The following is a 16,838-nucleotide window of genomic DNA, read 5'->3' on the forward strand; positions in this document are numbered from 1 at the left end:
ACGAATGAAGCTGGTAAGCCTATGCATGGCGAACGCCACACGATCACAACCCACGAGGAGGTGATGGAACCGTGTACGAACCCGGACCGGACGGGGCGTCCTGCTACGACGCCGAGAACCCCGACCGCATCGAACCCGCCTAGCCGGCAGCCGAATCCAGGGAAGAAGGAACTCGCGATGAACACATTCGCTCCGAATTCGGCCGAGCTGCGGACCGCCGTCGCGTTCCGCAAGGCCACCGCCAGCAACCCGTCCGGGAATTGCCTCCACGTCGCGGAGCTGGCGGACGGGAACGTGGCGATCCGGCACTCCGACCCGGCCGGGCCGGCCATCATCTGCACTCCCGGCGAGTGGAATGCCTTCACCGACGGCGTGCGAAACGGCGAATTCGCGCTGTCGGCCTAGAGTTCCGTGCGTGGACCCTCGGAGGTTCCGCGGACCCTCCGAGGGTCGCCACTACCTACCTATGACGGCGTGCCGAAATCCTGCGTCCACCAAGGGCCGCCCGATCCGTCGGCGATGCCGATACCGATCTGGGTGAAGCCACAGTTCAGGATGTTCGCGCGGTGCCCCGGACTGTTCATCCAGGCCGTCACGACGGCGTTCGCGTCGGCCTGCCCCTGGGCGATGTTCTCGCCGTAGGCCTGCCAGGTGTAACCGGCGGCGGCGATCCGGTCGCCCGGGTCGGTACCGTCGGGATCGGTGTGCGAGAAGAAGCCCTGGTCCCGTATGACGTCCGACTGGTGTTGCTCCGTTCACATACTGAGTTCCGGCCGAATCATTCGGCCGCAGAATCGCATTCACGCCACAGGGCGTGAACACGGCGATGATGCTCTCAGAGTGAACGACGTAAATGCAATACCGACAGGATGAAATCTATTGCCCCACAGCACAATTGCGCCCGACGACAATTATCGGCCGGGTCAGGCCGATAATTCGTCGATCATTTCGGCCCAGCGCCGAGTCACCCGCTCACGCCGACGGGAATCGTCGCCGATGAAACCGGCCAGCCCCAGCCCACGCGCACTGTCGAGAAATGCCTGCACAGTGGTGCGCACCTTGGGATCCGAACCGTCCAGCCGGAGCAACTCGATGAGCGCCCAGTAGTATTTGGCACCCATTTCGGCTTCCATCGCAGCCACCCGGGGCCGCAGCGCGGGTTCACCGTGCGCCGCCACACACAATTGCAATGTGGCCGCGAAACTCGCCCCCTGATGCTGTTCCACCACGGTCCGGACCACCGCGAGCGTACGACCGGGACCCGCGGGAAATCCCTTCGCCTGATCGTGGAATTCGGCGACGCGATTCTCCAGCACGTATTCGATCGCGACGGTGAACAGCCCTTCCCGATCGGTGAAATGATGCTGCACCGCTCCACGGGTGACCCCGGCGCGCTTGGCGACCTCACTCACCGACGCGGCCGACCAGCCCTCCTCGGCGAGCAGTTGCGCGGCCGCGTCGAGAATGCGGTTGCGGGTGTTGATCCCCCGCTCCTGCTGCGGCTCCCTGAGTGTCGTCACATGACAACTCTAGAGTTCGACAACCCTCCTGCCATCATCCGGGCGCTCCACACAGGGCAGGAAGCCCTCCCCGTCCGGGGTCGGCAAGCGGCAACTGTGACAGAGGGCAGGATCGGGGTGATCCCGATCCCGCCCGCGATGAACCGGACCGGCCGGGCGGTGGCCGCACCGCCGCCTACGGCCAGCGGGAACGCGTTGCGGGGTGTGCCGACGGTCAGCATCGTTCCCTCGGCCACCTCGTCGTGAAGCTCGGCCGACCCGCCACCTTCGATCCGCCGCACGGCGATGCGATACCGGGTGCGGTCGGCGAGGTCACCGCACAGCGAGTACTGGCGGTACCGTCCGGACGGCAGTGTCACGTCGATGTGCGCTCCCGGCTGCCAGGACGGCAGCGGTGAACCGTCGGGGCGCTCGAATTCGAACGCGACCACCGATCCGTCGACCGCCACCGCTGTCCGGCGCACCACCCGAACCTGGTGCCGGTGCGCACCCGGCGCTGTTTGCGAGCCTGGCTGCGCCAGCCACCGCAGCAGGCGCAGCCACACCCGCATGGCGATGTCCAGCGCGCGCAGGATCCGGTCCCGGGCGCGGCGCCCGCGCAGGTCGGGCGGGATCGCGGCGCGAATCTCGGTGGGAATACTCATGCCGCGTTCGTCACCTCGACCTCGGCCAGGAAGGTGAGGGCCTGAGCCATCGAGCCCATTTTCACCGGGGAATAGGACGGTCGCAGGTAGTCGCGGATCGACGCCAGGATCATCCGCGGGGTCGGTAGCAGACCGCGACGGCCCGCGCTGAAGAAGCCTCGGAGCACGGCGAACCGATGCGCGGGCACCGCGGGATCGTGCGCGACCAGGAACCGGGCCGCCCGCGCGAACAGGAACAGCAATCCCGGAACCGCGATCAGCATCGTGCGCACTCGCCGCCGGTACGACGGATCGAAATAGTGGGCGACATCGTGCGCGACCGTCCGGTGTTCCATTTCCTCGGCACCGTGCCAGCGCCACATCTGTGCCATGTCACGGTGCGCGCCATGGTCGGCCCAGGTGTTGTTCAGCGCGAAATCACCGAGAAAGGCGGTGAAGTTCTCGCAGGCCGCGATGAACGACAAGCGTTCCACCAGCCATTGCCGGGCCTCGCGTTCGTCGGCGACGGCGCGCGGGCCGAGGAGACGGCGGAACAGCCATTCGTTCTGCCGCTCCAGCGGTGTGGTGTCGATCCCGTGCCGGGCGAAGAACGCGCCCATCGTCATCTGGTGGGTGTCGGCGTGCAGGGTCTCCTGGCCGATGAACCCGAGCACGTCCTCCCGGATACGTTCGTCGCGAATGTGCGATAGCGCTTCGGTGAACGCGTCGATGAAGAACCGTTCGGCCTCGGGGAAGATGAAATTGAACGAACTCACCAGGTGCGATGCAACGGGTTCACCCGGAATCCAGTGCAGCGGTGCGTCTTCGATGTCGAACCGGACATTGCGGGCGCGCAGCGCGAGCGGGCCCGGGTCGAGCAGGTCGGGCGGAGTGGGCTTTCGGCGGAAGCGTCGCATGGTCAGTTCTCCGAGCCGGCGGTGGGTCGATGGGTGGCAGCCCAGGTGGTGATCAGTTCACCGACGCGGTCCGGCGCTTCCAGATGCAGGAAGTGTCCGGCGTCGGGAACCACGATCCGGGCGCTGTCGGGCGGGCAGTAGTCGAGGGCACGATCACCGAGATCGACTCGCCCGCAGGTGTCGTCGCTGCCGTGCAGGTACAGCGTGGGCAGGCGCAGCCGCCCGAAGGCGCGGCGGTACGTCCCGGCGGCAGCGCGCCGCCGGACCCACGGGTTGAGCATGGCGCGGTAGTAGGTGATCGCGGCCCGGCGGTGGGCGCGATCGGGCAGCGCGGTCCGCAGGTGCTCGCGGTCGGCTCGGCTGTCGTAGCTCGGCGCCCAGGCCCGCCACAGCAGGTCGAACAACCGCGGACCGACCCGTTCGGCGAGTCCCGGGAGCTGGAAGAACGCCATGTACCAGGAGCGGGGCGCTTGCCGGACGAGCGCCAGCAGGCCGCGCGGGCGGAGCGCGCCGCGCACGATTGCCGGCAGCGGCGGGATCGCCAGGATCGCGACGGCGGCGAAGCCCGCGGGATCGGACGAGGCGACCGCGCTGACGATCGCGCCGCCCCAGTCGTGTCCGACCAGCAGGGCGGGGCGGGTCCGGGAATGCGCGGCGCGGACCGCGTGGACGTCGGCGACCAGGGCGCCGATGTCGTAGTCACCGGTGATCCCGGTGGGTGCGTAGCCGCGGGTGAACGGGGCGATCACCCGCCATCCCTGATCCGCCAGCGCGGGCCCGAGGTACCGCCAGGTCCACGCGGTATCCGGGAACCCATGCACGAGGATCACCACCGGTGCGCCGGGGTCACCCCAGGCGAGCGCGGCGACGTCCCGGCCGGGAGCGGCGGATTCGAGTAGTTCCGGGCGCATTGCCGTCCTTTTCTCCGAACTCTGGGCAATAACATTCAGTTGTGCATGTTATCGTCAGTACTTTACCGTAACCGACAGATACGGTAAAGCCGCAAGTGCTGGTAGGCAAGAGTGACTAGCCCTCAGCCACGGACGGTCCCTAACATGCGAGTGTGCATGGAGAAGGAGTAGGTGTGGACCGCTTCGAACTGATCGTGAAGAACGGACTGTGGTTCGACGGCACCGGCGCCGAACCGGTCGTGCGCGACCTCGGCATCCGGGCCGGCGAAGTCGTGGCCACCGTCACGGATCTCGATCCGGACCACGCCGACGAGGTGATCGACGCGGCCGGCAAATGGGTCATGCCCGGTTTCATCGACGTACATACCCACTACGACGTCGAAATGCTCACGCGCCCGGCGCTCACCGAATCGGTGCGCCACGGCGTCACCACGGCGATCGTCGGAAACTGTTCCCTGACCACCATTCTGGCCGCCGACGACGAATGCGCCGACATCTTCAGCCGCGTCGAGGCGGTACCCCGCGACATCGTCATGGGTGTGCTCGGGCAGCACCGGACCTGGTCCGGCCCCGCCGAATTCGCCGCGGCGGTCGACGCCCTGCCGCTGGGACTCAACATCGCCGGTTTCCTCGGCCACTCCGACATGCGGATCCGGGTCATGGGCATGGACCGCGCCTGCGACCCCGCCACCCGGCCCACCGACGCCGAGATCGACGCCATGCGCCAGTGGCTCGGCGAGGCGCTCGACGCCGGCTTCCTCGGCCTGTCGTCGACCACCAACTCGATCGACAAGGTCGACGGCGACCGCTACCGCTCCCGCACACTCCCGTCGTCGTTCGTGCGGGGCCGCGAGTTCCGGGCACTCAACGCCGTCCTCCGCGATCGCGACCGCATCCTGCAGAGCACGCCGCGAATCTCGCTCAACCCCAATATCCTTCAGTTCTTCCTCGCCGCATCCGGTCGCTTCCGGCGCAAGCGCCTGCAGGTGTCGCTGCTGTCGGCCGCCGACTCCAAGGCGTATCCGCCGCTGATCTACTTCATGCTCTACGGCGCCCCGATCCTCAACCGTCTGTTGCGCGGCGCGTTCCAGTGGCAGCATCTGCCCGTGGAGTTCTCCGTCCACGCCGACGGCATGGATCTGGTGGTGTTCGAGGAATTCGGTTCCGGCTCGGCCGCACTCGACATCAAGGACCAGCTCGAGCGCAACGAACTGTTGCAGGACAAGGACTATCGGCGCTGGTTCCGGCGCGACTACGAGAATCGCTTCTCCCCCAAGATCTGGCACCGCGACCTGTTCGACGCGGTCATCGTCGACGCACCCGACATAGCCCTGATCGGCCGCAGCTTCGGGCAGCTCGGCCGCGACCGCGGCATCCACCCCGTCGACGCGTTCCTCGACACCGTCGTCGAATACGGCGGAGCGGTCCGCTGGCGGACCACGGTGGCCAACCACCGGCCCAAGTACCTGGACAAGCTGGCCGCGAACAAGCACGTGCACATGGGATTCGGCGACGCCGGCGCCCACCTGCGCAACATGGCCTTCTACAACTACCACCTGCGGCTGCTGGAACGGGTGCGGCGGGCACAGGCCACCCGCAAGCCGTTCCTCACCGTGCCGCGGGCCGTGCACCGGCTCACCGGCGAACTCGCCGACTGGTACCACCTCGACGCGGGCCATCTGCGCGTGGGCGACCGCGCCGACATCGTGATCGTCGACCCGGCCGCGCTCGACGACTCGGTGCATCAGCTCGCGGAGGAACCGGTCGCCGAATACGGCGGTCTGCGGCGCATGGTCAACCGCAACGACCGGACGGTGACCGCCACCATCGTGAACGGCCGGATCGTCTATCGCGACGGCGTCTTCGCCGCCGGCCTCGGCGACACCTGGGGTCCGGGCCGCTTCCTGCCGGCCGACCGCCCGGTGCACGGCACCACCACCGTCCCCGCCTGAACCATCGACCCACTGCTGCAAAGGAATTCATCGATGACGAACTCGCTCTCCGGGCGCACGCTGCTGATGTCCGGCGGTAGCCGCGGCATCGGCCTGGCCATCGCCCTAGCCGCCGCCCGCCACGGCGCCAACATCGCGCTGCTCGCCAAAACCGCCCAACCCCACCCCAAACTCGAAGGAACCATCCACACCGCGGCCGCCGCGATCGAGGCCGTCGGCGGTCACGCCCTGCCCGTGGTCGGCGATGTGCGCGAAGAAGACTCGGTCATCGCCGCCGTCGAACAAGCCGTAGCCCAGTTCGGCAGCATCGACATCGTGGTCAACAACGCCAGCGCCCTCGACCTGGGCAACAGCGTCGACCTCCCGGTGAAGAAGTTCGACCTGCTGCAGCAGATCCAGATCCGCGGCACCTTCCTGCTCACCCGCACCGCCGTCCCGCACCTGCGCAAGTCGGCGAACCCGCACATCCTGAGCCTGTCCCCGCCACTCAACCTCAGCCAGCGCTGGCTCGGCGAACACCCGCCCTACATGGTCGCCAAATACGGAATGACCCTGCTCACACTGGGATTCGCCGCCGAATTCGCCACCGACGGGATCGCCGCGAACTGCCTGTGGCCGCAAACCCTCATCGCCACCGCCGCCGTGCAGAACCTGCTCGGCGGCGACTCCGCGGTCAACCGCGCCCGCACCCCCGACATCGTCGCCGACGCCGCCCTGCACATCCTCACCCAGCCCGCAGACGAGTTCACCGGCCGCACCGCCATCGACGTCGACATCCTCGCCGAGGCCGGCGTGACCGACCTGTCCGGCTACGGCATCGGCACCGAGCTGGAGTACGACATCTTCGTCGACCCGCCGGCCTGATCCACTTCCCCTGCGACGAAACGGAATTCCGTGCCCTACCTACATCGTATGAACGAGGTGTTCGTCCTGGACCTCGGCGTCGAGGGCCAGGCCGACACCGAGAATCGCCTGACCCCGGACTGGATGAACGAGGTCCAGGCCTGCCTCGACGAAGTCGAACGATCCACCGGCCCGGCCGGGCTCGTCACCACCGGCACCGGCAAGTTCTACTCGCTCGGCTTCGAACCCGAACGGTTCCTGCGGCCCGATGTCGGCGAGTACCTGATGGCCGGGCAGCGGTTGTTCGCCCGCGTGCTCACCCTGTCCGTCCCGACGGTCGCGGCGATCCGAGGGCACGTGTTCGCCGGCGGCGCCCTGTTCGCCATGGCTCACGACCAGCGGGTCATGCGCGCCGACCGCGGCTTCTTCTGCCTGCCGGAGATCGACCTCGGGCTGGACCTCGGCAGCACGGGACTGATCCTCCCGGGCGGTATGGCGGACCTGTTGACCGCGCGACTGCCCGCTCGCACCGCACGCACCGCGATCCTCACCGGCCACCGATACGGCGGCGTGGAAGCCCTCGACGCCGGCATCGTCGACGCGATCGCCGGCGATGCCGACGCGACGCTCGCCGCGGCGGTGTCGATCGCCGCCGGCCTCGCCCGCACCCGCGGACCGGGACTGTCCGCCATGAAGCGGTGGCTGTACCGCGATGTCCTGGCCGGATTGAGCGAGCTGGCCCTGACCGCGTGACACCGTGCCGCCGGACCCGGGATCACCGGCGGCGCAACAGCATTCCGCGCACGTAGGCGGCCTGACCGGCGTGCTGGATGTCGTCGTCGACGACGCTGATCAGCCGGACACCCAATGTCACCGGCGGATCCCAGCGGGTGTCGACGATGCGCGGCAGATCGGCGTCGGTGAGCGTCGAGACGTATCCGATGGTCTGTTCGTGCACCGCGTCGAAGTAGCCCAGCAGCAGCTCCGCCGAAATACCCTCCAGCTGAGCTACTTCGGCGGAGCCGTGACCGTAACCGGTGGTGGCGGCGGCGAAGGGCAACGCGAACCGCTCGGCCCAGCCCGCCGCCGTCCACACCTGGTCCAGGCCCGCGACCTCGGCAATATGGTCGTCCTGGACGCGGGTCAGATGCCAGATCAGCCACGCGATCGAATTGGCGTCGCCGTCCGGCCGGACCGCCAGCTCCTCGGTCGTCAGCCCGGCCACGGCACCGTGCACGTTCTCCTCGACCCGCCCGAAGGCGTCCACCAGCAAGTCAGCGCTCGTCATGCCCCCATCCAAGCATCCGTGGACGGTGGATATTCCCCGCCACGCGTGCCCGCGTCAGCCCAGCGCGCGGGTGAACGCCGCGGCCAGCTCCACCACCTGATCCTCGGTGATCACGAACGACGGGGAGATCTGCAGCGCGCCGGCGCCCGCCGCGCGACCCGAAACCCCCTCGGCGCGAAGCGCTTTCACCATTGCCGGCGCCTCGGCCGGGTCGGCCAGCTGTACCGCGGCGACCGCACCGACACCGCTGCGCACCTCCGCGACCTTCGGGTGTGCGGCCAGCGGCGAGAAGTGTTCGTGCAGTAGTGATTCCAGGTTCTTGCTGGCGTCCAGCAGCCGCTCGCGCTCGAGGATGTCGAGGTTGGCCATGGCGGCGGCCGCCGCACCCGCGTGCCCGCCGTAGGTGTAGCCGTGCCGGAACCAGGTGCCGCCGGCGTAGAACGGCTCGGCCACCCGGGGCGCCACGAAGACCGCGCCCATCGGGACGTACCCGGACGTCAGGCCCTTGGCGGTGGTCATGATGTCGGGTTCGAGCCCGAATCGGGTGGAGGCGAACCACGATCCGCCGATCCGGCCGAACCCGGTCACCACCTCGTCGGCGACGAACAGGATGTCGTTGTCGCGGCAGATGCGGCGCACCTCGGTCAGATAGCCCTCCGGGGGCGGATAGACGCCACCGGCACCGATGATCGGCTCGCAGAAGAAGGCGGCGATCCGGTCGGCGCCGACCTCGTCGATCAGGGTCTGCAGCGCGGCGGCCGAGTCCCAGTCGACGGTCCGCGCCGTGGGAACCAGCTCGCCGTAACCCTCGGCGTTGAGCGGGAGGCCGCCCAGCGCGGTCCCGGCGTAGTGCATGCCGTGATAGGCCTTCTGGCGGCCCACGATCAGGGTCTTGTCCGGGCGGCCCTGCGCCACCCAGAACCGCCGGGCCAGCTTAGCGGCAGTGTCGACGGAATCCGAACCACCGGAGGTGAACATGACCTTCGAACCCGCCACCGGCGCCAGCTCGGCGAGCCGTTCGGCCAGGTCCCGGGTCACCGCGGGGACCAGGTCACCGAAGTTGGAGTAGTGCGCGATGTTCGCCAGCTGGTCCGCGACCGCGTCGGCGATCTCGCGGCGCCCGTGCCCGACATTGGCGAACCAGAGTCCACCGGTCGCGTCCAGATACCGCGTGCCGGCCTCGTCCCAGATGTGGGCACCCTCACCCCGTGCGACGACGAACGCCCCGTCCCGCTCGACCGCACCCATATCCGCGAAACCGTGCCACAGCGAACCCACGAAGGGACTCCTTTCCCGCGATCGGCCCACCCGAGCCGACGAAATGTCGCCTCGCCAGCCTAGTCGGGTTCCTACCTACCGGTACGGAAAACTTCCGGCGACCGGGTAGCGAACGCGCCCCGCCCGGTCCGCAGGTTCCCCACCACCGCCACCGCGACCGCGAGCAGCGCGAAGACGCCGGTCATCACCACCAGGCCGATCACCAGGGAGACGTAGCCCTGCGCACGCGGGTCGAGGAACGGGTAGGGATACCAGTCGACGACAGCGCCCCGGATCAGGCTGTAAGCGCCGTAGAGCGCCGGGTAGATCAGCCAGCGCCCGATCAGACCGGCCGTGACCGGCAGGGCGGCCGGCACCAGGATCCAGTCCGCCATCATGACGATCGGGATCAGCCGGTGCATGGTGTCGTTGATCCACTTGTCGGTGAGCTGGACGTCGATGTTCGACAGCAGGACCGCGTAGATCACACAGGTGATCGTCAGGTACAGCGTGGCCGCGCCACGGATCAGCTGCCAGCGGCGCCCGGCCGGATCCAGCAGACCCCCGGCGAGCAGCACCGCGATCCCCAGGATGTTCGACTGAATGGTGAAGTAGCTCAGGAAGTTCACCTCGGAGAAGGCGGGGTTGCCGAGACCCCGGATCGGGATCCACACCAACGCCACGAGCCCCAGCAGCCCGAACGCCACACGCAGCACCCGGATCCACAGCGAAGTTCCAGCATTCGTCCCCATGCCCAGATGGTCGCACAAACCGTTTCCGTGGGCCGCTAGGCTGGAGGACGCAATGACCAGGACCGCTCAGCACCGTGAACTCCGCGCCCGCCTGGCCGATCTGTCGCTCCGGGACGAACACCGCTTGCGCCGCCGGCTCGACAAGACCCGCGGCGATACGTCCGGGATCGAAGCCGAGATCGCCACCGCCGAACAGCGGATCGTCGCGCGCCGCGCGGCCGTCCCCGCGATCAGCTACCCCGAACAGCTGCCGGTCTCGGCGCGCCGCGACGACATCGCGGCCGCGATCGCCGCCCATCAGGTGGTGGTGATCGCCGGTGAGACCGGATCCGGCAAGACCACGCAGATCCCGAAGATCTGCCTGGAACTCGGCCGCGGTATCCGGGGCACCATCGGCCACACCCAGCCGCGCCGGCTGGCGGCGCGCACGGTCGCCGAGCGGATCGCCGAGGAGCTGGGCACCGAGCTCGGCGACGTGGTGGGGTACACCGTCCGCTTCACCGATCAGGCCTCGGACCGGACACTGGTCAAGCTGATGACCGACGGCATCCTGCTGGCGGAGATCCAGCGTGACCGGCTGCTGCGCCGCTACGACACGATCATCATCGACGAGGCACACGAGCGCAGCCTCAATATCGACTTCCTGCTCGGGTACCTGAAGCAGTTGCTGCCGCAGCGCCCCGATCTGAAGGTGATCATCACCTCGGCCACCATCGACCCGGAACTGTTCGCCCGCCATTTCGCCGACCCGGCCGGGAATCCCGCGCCGATCGTCGAGGTGTCCGGCCGGTCCTATCCGGTCGAGATCCGTTACCGCCCACTGGCTCTGGAGATTCCGGCGCCGTCGGAGGACGACGAGGACGACGACCCGCGCCTGGTCGACCGGGATCCGGTGGACGCGATCGGCGACGCCGTGCGGGAACTGTTGCCCGAGGGCGACGGCGACATCCTGGTGTTCCTGTCCGGGGAGCGCGAGATCCGCGACACCGCCGACGCGCTGCGCGATCTGAAACTGCCCCGCACGGAGATCGTCCCGCTGTACGCGCGGCTGTCCGCGGCCGAGCAGCATCGGGTGTTCGAACCGCATACCGGCCGCCGGGTCGTGCTGGCCACCAACGTGGCCGAGACCTCGCTGACGGTGCCCGGCATCCGCTACGTCGTCGACCCCGGAAACGCGCGGATCTCGCGGTACTCGGTGCGAACCAAGGTGCAGCGCTTGCCGATCGAGCCGATCTCGCAGGCGTCGGCGCGCCAGCGCGCCGGACGCTGCGGCCGTGTGGCGGACGGTATCTGCATCCGGCTCTACGCCGAGGACGACTTCGACGCCCGGCCGCAGTTCACCGAACCGGAGATCCTGCGCACCAATCTGGCCGCGGTCATCCTGCAGATGACGGCGCTGGGTCTCGGTGATATCGAGAACTTCCCGTTCGTCGAGCCGCCGGACGGGCGGGCGGTGCGGGACGGCATCGCGCTGCTCGAGGAACTGGGTGCGCTCGCACGGCGGACCGACGGCAGCAGGGGCCGGGCGGACTCGGGCGAGGCGCCGACCCCGGACACGGCCGGTGCCGCACGAGGCGGGGTCGTCGGCGACCTGCTGCTGACCGCGGTCGGCCGCGAGATGGCGCAGATCCCCGTCGACCCGCGCATGGGCCGAATGTTGGTGGAGGCCAATCGGAACGGGTGCCTGTCCGAGGTCCTGGTCATCGTGGCCGCGCTGTCGATCCAGGACGTGCGCGAACGGCCCGCCGACGCCCAGCAGGCGGCCGACACGAAACATGCCCGGTTCACCGTGGAGGGCTCGGACTTCCTGAGCTACCTGCGATTGTGGGACTACCTGCGCGAGCAGCGCAATGCCCTCTCCTCCAACCAGTTCCGGCGCATGTGCCGCGACGAGTACCTGCACTACCTGCGGTTGCGGGAGTGGCAGGACCTGCACGGGCAGCTGCGCACCATCACCCGCGGGCTGGGCTGGAACACCGACGGCAACGGCGAGCCGAATGCCCTGGGCGGCAATCGATCCGATGACCGAGGCGGGCAGCATGCGGACGGCCGGCCGGCCCGAGCCGAAGGGGTCGCAGACGGAGACGGAGCGGCGAGCCGCGGCGGCCCGCGCGCGAACCGCCGCCGACCGGCCTCGGGCCACGGCGAGGTGGACGGCGGCCCGCGCAGTGACAGCGGACGACGCAGGGGCGCAGGCGGTTCCGCGACGGCGAAGGCCGACGCCCAAGCCGCGTTCACCCACAGCGACGCGTCCCCCTGGGACGCGACCGCGATCCACCAGTCGCTGCTCGCCGGCATGCTCTCGCATATCGGTGTGCGCGAAGGGGAATCGCGAGAGTTCCTCGGTGCCCGCAACGCCAAGTTCATGATCTTCCCCGGATCGGCTATGGCCAAGAAGCCGCCGCGCTGGGTGATGGCCGCCGAACTGGTGGAGACCTCCCGGTTGTGGGGCCGCACGGCCGGGCGCATCGAGCCCGAATGGGCCGAACGGCTGGCCGGCGATCTGGTCAAGCGCACCTACTCCGAACCGCACTGGTCGTCGAAACGTGGTGCGGCACTGGCCTACGAGCGGGTCACGCTGTACGGCGTGCCGCTGGTCACCCAGCGCCGGGTCGACTACGGGCGCATCGATCCGGAGCTGTCGCGCGAGCTGTTCCTGCGGCACGCGCTGGTGCAGGGCGAATGGGAGACCCGGCACGAGTTCTTCCACCGCAACCGCGCGCTGCTCGAGGACGTCGCCGATCTGGAGAACCGGGCCCGGCGCCGGGACATCCTCGTCGACGACCAGACCCTGTTCGACTTCTACGACCAGCGGGTGCCCGCGGACGTCACCTCGGTGCGGCACTTCGACACCTGGTGGCGGACCGCGCGCCGCAAGGATCCCGCGCTGCTGGACTTCTCCACCGAAACGGTGGTGAATTCCGATGCCGCGCTGCTGGATCCGACGGCGTTCCCCGATCACTGGCGGCAGGGCGAACTGACCGTGCCGTTGACCTACCAGTTCGAGCCGGGCCAGGCCGACGACGGGGTCACCGCGCACATCCCGATCGCCCAGCTCGCGCACATCCGCGCGGTCGGGTTCGACTGGCTGGTGCCCGGGATGCGCGAAGAGCTGGCTGCCGCGTTCATCAAGACCCTGCCCAAGACCCAGCGCCGGCTGGTCGTGCCCGCCCCGGATTTCGCGAAAGCCGCACTGGCCCAGCTGACTCCGCGCGCCGAACCGCTGCGGACCGGGCTGGCCCGGGAACTGAGCCGGCTGGCGTCCACGACCATCACCGCCGGCGATCTCAAACCCGAAGCCCTGCCCGACCATCTGCGGATGACCTTCGCCGCGACCCGGCCCGACGGCTCGATCGCCGCCCGGAGCAAGAGCCTCGAGGAGCTGAAACGCGTTCTCGCCGAACAGGTTTCGAAGTCGGTGGCGCGGGCGACAGCCGGTGCCGAGCGTCCGGCGGCCGCGGTGTGGACCTCGGAGTCGCTGGGCACCCTGCCGGCCACGGTGACCCGTACCACGGGCGGGCAGACGGTCACCGGCTATCCGGCGCTGGTCCCCGAGGGCGACGGCGTCGCGGTGCGGGTGCTGCCGTCCGCGGGCGCGCAGGCGGCGGCCATGCGGACCGGGACCCGGGCCCTGCTGCTGCGGGAACTGCCGACCGCTACCCGCACCGTCACCGCGGGGCTGCCGCCCGCGCAACGACTCGCGCTCACCCAGAACCCGCACGGTTCGCTGGACGATCTGGTGGCGGACTGCCGCGCCGCGGCCGCCGACCGGCTGCTGGCCGAACACGGCGGACCGGTCCGCAGCCCCGAGGAGTTCCGCGCGCTCGTGGACCGGATCCGGCCGCACTTCTCCGGTGCCGTAGCGCAATTGGTCCGGCTCGTGGTGCCCGTGCTGGCGGAGGCCCACCGGGTGCGGACGCTGCTGGCCGACGTCACCGACCGAGAGATCGCCGACGATGTCACCCATCAGCTCGACGAGCTGGTGTTCCCCGGATTCGTGACCGAGTTCGGTGCGGTCCGGCTGCGGGAACTCCCCCGCTACCTGCAAGCGGCGGCGGTCCGGTTGGCCGCGCTGCCGTCCTCGGCCGCCCGCGACCATCAGGCGATGGCCGAACTGGACCGGGTGCACCTGAGCTACCAGCGGCTGCTGGACGCCCTGCCGGAATCGCGGCGGGCCGCCCGCGACGTCACCGAGATCTGGTGGATGATCGAGGAGCTGCGGGTCGGACTGTTCGCGCAGCAGGTCGGCACGCCGTATCCGGTGTCGGCCAAGCGAATCGAGAAGGCGATCTCCGCGGTCCGGTCGGCGCCGGTCCGCAAACCGCCGACGTCCTGAGTTCGCCGCTCAGTTCTGGTCCGCGCCGGCCGGCAGCGTGCTGTCGGCCCGGTGGCGGCGCAGGTCGGCGATCTCGCGCTCGAAATCGCCTGCGGAGCTGAAGGATCGGTAGACCGAGGCGAAGCGTAAGTAAGCGACCTCGTCGAGATCGCGCAGCGGCCCCAGGATCGCCAGGCCCACCTCGTGACTGGGGATCTCCGGAGATCCCTTGGCCCGCACCGCGTCCTCGACCTGCTGGGCCAGTTTGTTCAGGGCGTCGTCGTCGACCTCGCGCCCCTGGCACGCCCGCCGCACGCCGCGGATCACCTTCTCGCGGCTGAACGGCTCGGTCACACCGCTGCGCTTGACCACGGACAACACTGCTGTCTCGACGGTGGTGAACCGACGGCTGCACTCGGGACAGGCACGACGGCGCCTGATGGCGCTGCCTTCCTCGACCTCGCGCGAATCGACCACCCGGGAATCTGGGTGCCGACAATAGGGGCAATGCATCCGAGATCCTTCGTCGATGCCTGGGCTCGCTCCGTGAGCCGGTGTACAGGGCTCTCAGCGCCCAGCGTAGTCCCGGTCGGCCCGATCACCTCGCCCGGCCACGCTCAGTGGTAGCTACCCGTTACCTGCGCGGGTCAGCCGGCGGTGATCGACCACTGCCCGGTCAGGTCGGTGATCAGGTCGGGCAGCCGGCTGAGCAACCGGCCGTGCTCGAGTTTGGCGGCGAACGGTTCGCCCAGGATCACCTGCGCGCGGGCGGGATCGTGGTCGAGATCGAGGCAACGCGGCACCAGGTCGGCGGTGATGTAGGCCCAGCGGGTGTCGCGGTCGGCCCAATTGAAGTCCGGTAGCGGTAGGCGCAGCGACATGGGGTGGCCGTCGACGTCGGCGTGCACGGTGAGCGGCGCGTACACGCCGGGCGCGCGGGTGCCGGGCACCGCGGCCTTGCCGGCGATGGTGGTGACATAGGTGAGCACCCGGCCCATGTCCCCGCGCCCGGCGGAGGTCTGGTCCCACTGGTCGGCGATGATCTGGTTCTGTTCCCGGTCGGTCATCCGCAGCAGCGCGTCGTCCAGCCCCGCGGCGGTGCCCGAGTCGATGTCGCGCCAGGCCGTGACGGCGTTGTCGTCGAGGATGCCGGCGGCGGCCATCTCCTCGATGGCGGGCATGCCCTCGGCCGCGTACGCCTCGTGCATGGGCACCTGGTCGATGAAGATGTGTTTCTGCATGGTCATCAGGCGGATCCGGTACCACTCCATGTCCTGCGGCGACAGCCGCGGGCCCGCGGTGGCCAGCAGGCGCAGGTCCGGCGGCAGCATCGCGGCGAGTTCGGGCGGGGTGGTGGCGATCAGGTCCGCGACGGTCTCGCCGAGCTGGTGCACGGCGCCGACCACCGGCGCGAGATCGCCGATGTCGAAGAATCCGGAGGCGAACGAGCCGCCGGCCAGGCCCGCCAGACCGGCCCAGTAGAAGTCCGGGTGCGTGGTCGCCAGGCGCAGATAGTTCACGTACACCTGGGTGAAGGTCGCCGCATTGGCCGCCGAACCGAGGTGCGGATCCCAGCTCGCCAGGTCGATCCCGGCGTTCGCCGTCGAGACCGCCAGCCAGTACTGGTGCAGCAACGTCGCATACCGGTGTGGCGCAAGGCCTTCCGCGCGCGCCTGCTCGACGGCGGCCCGCAGCGTGCCGACGTCGAGCGGCAGGCCGGGATCGAGACCGCCGCCGGTGGAACCGTCGCCGCCGGGCGCGGGCAGGTCCAGGTACGCGGCGAGTACCGGATCCGCCTGCGCGACCGGCGTCAGCGCCGGACCGGCCAGGACGGCCGCGAGCACCGCCGCGACACCGAGGGACAACCGGACACTTCGACCCCGACGATCAGCCCGCACCGAACCACTTCCCTGCCGATGACGAGCTCCGGCCGGCCGGCCGGCGCTCATTTGGGCACCGTAGCAACAGGTTCCAGTTCCGGGCGGCGGTTTCGATCTTCGCACCGGATCAGCGTGCGGGCCCCGGCACCACCAGCAATCGCCCAGCGGCCACCGCACCCGCGGCCAGCCCGTTGAGATCGACGATGCGATGCACCGTCTCGGCCACGGGCCGGTCCGGCGCGATCCGCACCGCGACGTCCTCCAGCGACTCGCCCGCCTGCACCTGCACGATCTCGGTGTGCCCCAACGCATTCGACGCCCCGCCCCCGCGCACCTGCGCCACCACGACCAGCCCGCACACCACGCCCGCGGTGACCAGCGCTGTCACCGCCAGCGTGGCCAGACCGGCCTGGGCCCGTTCGACCCGCCGCAGCGGATGCGCGCCACAGGGCCGCCCGGCCCGCACGGCGATCGGGGCCTGTGCGGCTGTGGCCCGGCGGCTCGGCGGCCGGACCGACCCGCCCTGACACCGCGCGACGGCCACCCGGACCCGGGGCGCGCCGGTGGCGCGCCCGGCGCG

General features: G+C 69.6%; 16 protein-coding genes. 5 read left to right on the forward strand and 11 right to left on the reverse strand.

What is annotated here, in order from left to right; genetic code table 11:
- Window positions 1–177: 177 nt before the first annotated feature.
- Window positions 178–405 carry a DUF397 domain-containing protein gene (locus EBN03_RS23495; RefSeq protein WP_122190256.1) on the forward strand — a complete coding sequence of 76 codons (228 nt, stop codon included), beginning with the start codon at window positions 178–180 and terminating at the stop codon, window positions 403–405.
- 59 nt (window positions 406–464) lie between these two features.
- Here the strand turns inward: EBN03_RS23495 and EBN03_RS35870 are convergent, their stop codons facing one another.
- The 5 genes from EBN03_RS35870 to EBN03_RS23520 form a co-directional block, all read right to left on the reverse strand.
- Window positions 465–731: a CAP domain-containing protein gene (locus EBN03_RS35870; protein ID WP_122190257.1), complete on the reverse strand. Its 267-nt coding sequence runs from the start codon at window positions 729–731 to the stop codon at window positions 465–467.
- A gap of 192 nt (window positions 732–923) precedes the next feature.
- Complete coding sequence (locus EBN03_RS23505; RefSeq protein ID WP_233608570.1) at window positions 924–1,520, reverse strand: TetR/AcrR family transcriptional regulator; 597 nt, start codon at window positions 1,518–1,520, stop codon at window positions 924–926.
- Window positions 1,517–2,164, reverse strand: a complete 648-nt coding sequence (locus tag EBN03_RS23510) for a ferredoxin reductase (RefSeq protein WP_233608571.1) — start codon at window positions 2,162–2,164, stop codon at window positions 1,517–1,519. Before EBN03_RS23510 ends, EBN03_RS23505 begins: the two co-directional genes overlap by 4 nt.
- Window positions 2,161–3,060 carry a metal-dependent hydrolase gene (locus tag EBN03_RS23515; RefSeq protein WP_122190258.1) on the reverse strand — a complete coding sequence of 300 codons (900 nt, stop codon included), beginning with the start codon at window positions 3,058–3,060 and terminating at the stop codon, window positions 2,161–2,163. The genes EBN03_RS23510 and EBN03_RS23515 overlap by 4 nt, the downstream gene beginning before the upstream one ends.
- Before the next feature lie 2 nt (window positions 3,061–3,062).
- A complete protein-coding gene (locus EBN03_RS23520; RefSeq protein WP_122190259.1) occupies window positions 3,063–3,971 on the reverse strand; it encodes an alpha/beta fold hydrolase in 909 nt (302 codons plus the stop codon).
- A 173-nt stretch (window positions 3,972–4,144) separates the two neighbouring features.
- On the opposite strand from EBN03_RS23520, the gene EBN03_RS23525 reads away from it, so the two are divergent.
- The 3 genes from EBN03_RS23525 to EBN03_RS23535 are packed head-to-tail and all read left to right on the forward strand — an operon-like array spanning window position 4,145 to window position 7,519.
- Window positions 4,145–5,923: an N-acyl-D-amino-acid deacylase family protein gene (locus tag EBN03_RS23525; protein ID WP_122190260.1), complete on the forward strand. Its 1,779-nt coding sequence runs from the start codon at window positions 4,145–4,147 to the stop codon at window positions 5,921–5,923.
- Window positions 5,924–5,956: 33 nt separating this feature from the next.
- Window positions 5,957–6,787, forward strand: a complete 831-nt coding sequence (locus tag EBN03_RS23530) for an SDR family oxidoreductase (RefSeq protein WP_122190261.1) — start codon at window positions 5,957–5,959, stop codon at window positions 6,785–6,787.
- A 48-nt stretch (window positions 6,788–6,835) separates the two neighbouring features.
- The gene (locus tag EBN03_RS23535) at window positions 6,836–7,519 is read left to right on the forward strand and encodes an enoyl-CoA hydratase/isomerase family protein (protein WP_233608572.1); all 684 of its coding nucleotides are present in this window, start codon (window positions 6,836–6,838) and stop codon (window positions 7,517–7,519) included.
- 22 nt (window positions 7,520–7,541) lie between these two features.
- Here the strand turns inward: EBN03_RS23535 and EBN03_RS23540 are convergent, their stop codons facing one another.
- The 3 genes from EBN03_RS23540 to EBN03_RS23550 all read right to left on the reverse strand — a co-directional run bounded on the left by EBN03_RS23540 (window position 7,542) and on the right by EBN03_RS23550 (window position 10,063).
- Window positions 7,542–8,054, reverse strand: a complete 513-nt coding sequence (locus EBN03_RS23540) for a mycothiol transferase (protein ID WP_122190263.1) — start codon at window positions 8,052–8,054, stop codon at window positions 7,542–7,544.
- 54 nt (window positions 8,055–8,108) lie between these two features.
- Window positions 8,109–9,302 (reverse strand): aminotransferase family protein, encoded by a 1,194-nt coding sequence (locus tag EBN03_RS23545; protein ID WP_122190304.1) that lies wholly within the window; start codon window positions 9,300–9,302, stop codon window positions 8,109–8,111.
- A gap of 101 nt (window positions 9,303–9,403) precedes the next feature.
- The gene (locus EBN03_RS23550) at window positions 9,404–10,063 is read right to left on the reverse strand and encodes a Pr6Pr family membrane protein (protein WP_122190264.1); all 660 of its coding nucleotides are present in this window, start codon (window positions 10,061–10,063) and stop codon (window positions 9,404–9,406) included.
- 52 nt (window positions 10,064–10,115) lie between these two features.
- On the opposite strand from EBN03_RS23550, the gene hrpA reads away from it, so the two are divergent.
- On the forward strand, window positions 10,116–14,399 hold the full coding sequence (hrpA, locus tag EBN03_RS23555) for an ATP-dependent RNA helicase HrpA (protein ID WP_122190265.1): 4,284 nt from the start codon (window positions 10,116–10,118) through the stop codon (window positions 14,397–14,399).
- 9 nt (window positions 14,400–14,408) lie between these two features.
- Here the strand turns inward: hrpA and nrdR are convergent, their stop codons facing one another.
- From nrdR to EBN03_RS34290, 3 genes are all read right to left on the reverse strand, one after another.
- Window positions 14,409–14,891, reverse strand: coding sequence for a transcriptional regulator NrdR (gene nrdR, locus EBN03_RS23560; protein WP_122190266.1), 483 nt, complete (start codon window positions 14,889–14,891; stop codon window positions 14,409–14,411).
- A 134-nt stretch (window positions 14,892–15,025) separates the two neighbouring features.
- Window positions 15,026–16,243, reverse strand: coding sequence for a hypothetical protein (locus EBN03_RS23565; RefSeq protein WP_122190267.1), 1,218 nt, complete (start codon window positions 16,241–16,243; stop codon window positions 15,026–15,028).
- 142 nt (window positions 16,244–16,385) lie between these two features.
- A partial coding sequence (locus EBN03_RS34290) for a peptigoglycan-binding protein LysM (RefSeq protein WP_158675723.1) occupies window positions 16,386–16,838 on the reverse strand: 453 nt, incomplete at its 5' end.

The sequence above is a fragment of the Nocardia stercoris genome, from assembly GCF_003696265.1.
Classification (GTDB): domain Bacteria; phylum Actinomycetota; class Actinomycetes; order Mycobacteriales; family Mycobacteriaceae; genus Nocardia; species Nocardia stercoris.

Coding starts and splice junctions, on each gene's coding strand:
- EBN03_RS23515 (WP_122190258.1), bottom strand. CDS start 3,060: ATGCGACGCTTCCGCCGAAAGCCCACTCCGCCCGACCTGCTCGACCCG.
- hrpA (WP_122190265.1), top strand. CDS start 10,116: ATGACCAGGACCGCTCAGCACCGTGAACTCCGCGCCCGCCTGGCCGAT.
- EBN03_RS23495 (WP_122190256.1), top strand. CDS start 178: ATGAACACATTCGCTCCGAATTCGGCCGAGCTGCGGACCGCCGTCGCG.
- EBN03_RS23540 (WP_122190263.1), bottom strand. CDS start 8,054: ATGACGAGCGCTGACTTGCTGGTGGACGCCTTCGGGCGGGTCGAGGAG.
- EBN03_RS23535 (WP_233608572.1), top strand. CDS start 6,836: ATGAACGAGGTGTTCGTCCTGGACCTCGGCGTCGAGGGCCAGGCCGAC.
- EBN03_RS23545 (WP_122190304.1), bottom strand. CDS start 9,302: ATGGGTGCGGTCGAGCGGGACGGGGCGTTCGTCGTCGCACGGGGTGAG.
- EBN03_RS23520 (WP_122190259.1), bottom strand. CDS start 3,971: ATGCGCCCGGAACTACTCGAATCCGCCGCTCCCGGCCGGGACGTCGCC.
- nrdR (WP_122190266.1), bottom strand. CDS start 14,891: ATGCATTGCCCCTATTGTCGGCACCCAGATTCCCGGGTGGTCGATTCG.
- EBN03_RS23530 (WP_122190261.1), top strand. CDS start 5,957: ATGACGAACTCGCTCTCCGGGCGCACGCTGCTGATGTCCGGCGGTAGC.
- EBN03_RS23510 (WP_233608571.1), bottom strand. CDS start 2,164: ATGAGTATTCCCACCGAGATTCGCGCCGCGATCCCGCCCGACCTGCGC.
- EBN03_RS23550 (WP_122190264.1), bottom strand. CDS start 10,063: ATGGGGACGAATGCTGGAACTTCGCTGTGGATCCGGGTGCTGCGTGTG.